Annotated in this window: 3 protein-coding genes; 1 reads left to right on the top strand and 2 read right to left on the bottom strand. The window is 73.7% G+C overall.

The features are described 5' to 3' along the window. Nucleotides 1–159 precede the first annotated feature (159 nt). The gene (locus HW577_RS22675) at nt 160–1590 is read left to right on the top strand and encodes an NAD(P)-binding domain-containing protein (RefSeq protein WP_198378382.1); all 1431 of its coding nucleotides are present in this window, start codon (nt 160–162) and stop codon (nt 1588–1590) included. 199 nt (nt 1591–1789) lie between these two features. On the opposite strand, the gene HW577_RS22680 is transcribed toward HW577_RS22675, so the two are convergent. Together HW577_RS22680 and HW577_RS22685 are read right to left on the bottom strand one after the other, a co-directional pair. Beyond that, nucleotides 1790–2083 (bottom strand): hypothetical protein, encoded by a 294-nt coding sequence (locus tag HW577_RS22680; protein WP_198378383.1) that lies wholly within the window; start codon nt 2081–2083, stop codon nt 1790–1792. Nucleotides 2084–2100: 17 nt separating this feature from the next. Continuing rightward, nucleotides 2101–3508, bottom strand: a 1408-nt coding sequence (locus tag HW577_RS22685; RefSeq protein WP_332837792.1) for an HlyD family type I secretion periplasmic adaptor subunit, incomplete at its 5' end; no start/stop codon positions are given.

A 3508-nucleotide genomic window follows, 5' to 3' on the forward strand; every position in this document is an offset into this window, starting at 1 on the left:
CAGCGCCTCCGGTCCGTGCATCGGCGCGCAGAGGCCGGGGGCGCGGGCGGGGCAGGCGGCGCAGCGCAGCCCGGCCGGGGAGGGGTCGCTGGCCATCGGCGCAGCATGGCACGGGCGGGGCCCCTGGGGCGCGCGGCGTGTCGCGATTATCCTGCCGCGATGCCGCACGACTCCGCCCCCGGCCTTGCCGCCCTGGAAGCCCGCCTCGCGCAGGGGCTGGAATGGTTGCAGGAACCGGCCGCGGATTGGGTGCCGCCGACCACGGCGCCGGATGGCTCGGTCGCGCTCGATGTCGCGATCCTCGGCGCCGGCATGGCAGGGCTCGCGGCCGGCTTCGCGCTGAAGCGGGACGGGGTCCGGCGCGCAGCACTGTTCGATCCGGCGCCCGAGGGCGCGGAAGGCCCCTGGGCGACCTATGCGCGCATGCCGACGCTGCGCAGCCCGAAGCAGCTGGCCGGCCCGGCGCTCGGCCTGCCGGACCTGACCTTCCGTGCCTGGTTCTGCGCGCTGAACGGCGCCGCGGCGTGGGAGGCGCTCGGAAAGATTCCGACCGGAACGTGGATGGAGTATCTGCGCTGGTTCCGGCGCGTCGTGGGTCTCGACATCCGCAACGGCACCGCGGTCGCGCGCATCGAGCCGGCCGGTGGGCTGTTCCGGCTGGTGCTGGCCGATGGCGGCGCCACCTTCGCCCGCCATGTCGTGCTGGCGACGGGGCGGGACGGGCTCGGCGGGCCGCGGCTGCTGCCGGGCTTCCTGCCGGAATGGCGCGGGCGGTGCTGGGCGCATTCGGCCGATGCGATCGATTTCGCGGCGCTGGCCGGCAGGCATGTCGTGGTGATCGGCGCCGGCGCCTCGGCCTTCGACAATGCGGGCACGGCGCTGGAGGTGGGCTGTGCGCGCCTGACCATGCTGCTGCGGCGGGACCGGCTGCCGCGCGTCAATTCCTCCAAGGCGCTCGACAGCCGCGGCATCTGGCATGGCTGGTACGGGCTGCCCGCGGCTTGGCGCTGGCGGCTGATGCTATCGGTCGAACGCCGCCAGACGCCGCCGCCGGCCGAGAGCGTGCGCCGCGTCGCCGCGCATCCGAACGCCACGCTGTTGACCGGGGCGGGGGTCGAGGCTGTGGCGCGGGACGGCGAAGGGCTGCGGCTGACGACGCCGCGCGGCGCGGTGGCGGCGGATTTCGTCATCCTCGGCACCGGCTTCCTGCAGGATGCGGCGCTGCGGCCGGAACTCGGCGCGATGGCGCAGGACATCCGGCTGTGGCGCGACGCCTATGCGCCGCCGGAGGAGGAACGGGATGCCGCGCTCGGCCTGTGCCCCTGGCTGGACGAGGGCTTCGCCTTCACCGAGCGCGTGCCGGGCCAGGCGCCGTGGCTGGCGCGGCTGCACTGCTTCAACTTCGCCGCGACGCTGAGCCACGGGAAGGTGACGGGCGACATCCCGGCGATCACGGCGGGCGCGCAGCGGCTGTCGCAGGCGCTCGCCGCACGGCTGCTGGCGGCGGACATCGCGACGCATGCGGCCCGCCACGCGGCGTTCGAGGAACCGGAGATCCGCGGCGACGAGTGGCCGGGGGTCGCGCTCTAGCGCTGGGATCCGCCTGGAGCGCGAGCGGCGCGCCCGCGCGGATCTCCCGCGTCGGGAGCGATCGGCGCGAAAACGGGACACCCGATCGCGCCGATCCGGACGGATCGGTTCGTGCGGCCGGCGGTCGTGCCGGGCGCCGCGCCGATCGATCCTGAACCGTCATCCATGGTGCGGATGACGGCGCAGCCTCGCCGTCAGGTCAGCTCTGGAAGCGGAAGGCCCCGGTCGGGCCGGGGGCCGCCGAATCGGCGGGCGCCTCCGGCGCCTGCTGCTGCTGCGAAACCTGTGCGCGCACGCGCTCCTCGATCTGCCGCAGCAGGTTGCCCATGCCGTTGACCAGCGCGGGCAGCTGCGTGACCGGCACGCAGAGCATGCCGCAGGGCACGGCCTTCCCGTCGCCGCCGGTCATGGCGAGCGTGATGCGCGCGACGCCGTGGGCGACCTGCGCCTCGATCACGCCGTCGGCGAACAGGGTGGTGCGGTGGTCGGACATGCGGTGCGTTCCTGGTTCTACTGCTCGCGGAAGGCGCGGGCGAAGCTGTCGACGATCGGCTGCGTCATGTAGCGCAGGAAGGAGCGCTCGCCGATCTGGATCATCGCCTCCACCGGCATGCCGGGCACGAGCTGAACGCCCTGCAGCCGGTCGAGTTGCTCCGCGTCGATCAGGATGTGGACGCGGTAGTAGGAGGAGCGGGTGCGCTCGTCGATCGTCACGTCCTGAGCGACGAAGGTGACGTGACCGTGCAGGTAGGGCACCAGGCGCTGCTTGAAGGCCGGCAGCCGTACCTCGGCCTGGAGCCCGACATGGACCACGTCGATGTCGAAGGGCTGGACGGTGACCTCGGCAATCAGCCGGTCCTGCACCGGGACAAGGTCCATCACCGGGTCGCCGGGGCGCACGACGGCGCCCATGTTGAACAGGCGAAGGTTCAGCACCGTGCCGTCCTCGGGGGCGACGATGTCGCGCCGCTGCGCCACGTCCTGCGCGGCGCGGATACGCTCCTCCACCTCGGCGAGACGGGTGCGGATGTCGCGGCGTTCGGCCGCGGCTTCCTGGCGGCGCTGGCTGACGATGCCGGCGATGGTGTTGCGCGCCTCGGCGATCGTCTGCTGCGCGCGCTCCATCTGGCCCTGGAGTTCCTCTCCCTGGCCTTCGAGCGCGGCGGCGCTACGCTGCAGGGCGAGCAGGGTCGGCAGGCGCTGCAGGCCCTGCTGCACCAAGCCGCGGGTGATCTCCTCCTCCCGCCGGATCAGTTCGAGCTGGGCGCGCTGGGCACGGAGCTGGCCCGTGGCGCCGGAGATCAGCGCCTCCTGCTGGCCGATGCGCGCTTCCTGCACAGCGACCTGGCTGACCAGGCTGGCGCGGCGCGCCTCGAACACCGCACGCTGGCCGGCCATCGCGTCCGTCGCGCGCGGTTCGTCCGCGGCGAGGATGTCGGCCGGGAAGGCGATGTCGGCACGGTCGTCTAGTTCCGCCGCAAGCCGCGCATCCTGCGCCATGAAGGACCAGCGCTGGCTGCGCAGCGCCTCGAGGTCCGTGCCGGCGCGGATGTCGTCCAGGCGCATCAGGGTCTGGCCGGCGGTGACGCGGTCGCCGTCGCGGACCAGGATGTCCCGCACGATGCCGCCTTCCAGGTGCTGGATGGTGCGGCGCGTGCCCTCGACCTTGATCATGCCGGGCGCGATTGCGGCCTCGGTCAGCGGCGCGAGGGTGGACCAGGCGGCGAAGGTGCCGAAGAAGGCCGCCATGGCGACGAAGCCGAACAGCACCGTGCCGCGCGTGCGCGGGCGCTGCGGCGTCTCGGGCACGCTGGGCAGGGTCAGCTGGACCGGGGGCAGGCGGTCCGGACGCGCGACGACCTCCTGCCGGCCGGGGCCGGCAGGGTGCGGGGCGGCATTGGCCGAGATCCGAAAAGCT

Source organism: Neoroseomonas rubea, from assembly GCF_016106015.1.
GTDB lineage: Bacteria > Pseudomonadota > Alphaproteobacteria > Acetobacterales > Acetobacteraceae > Neoroseomonas > Neoroseomonas rubea.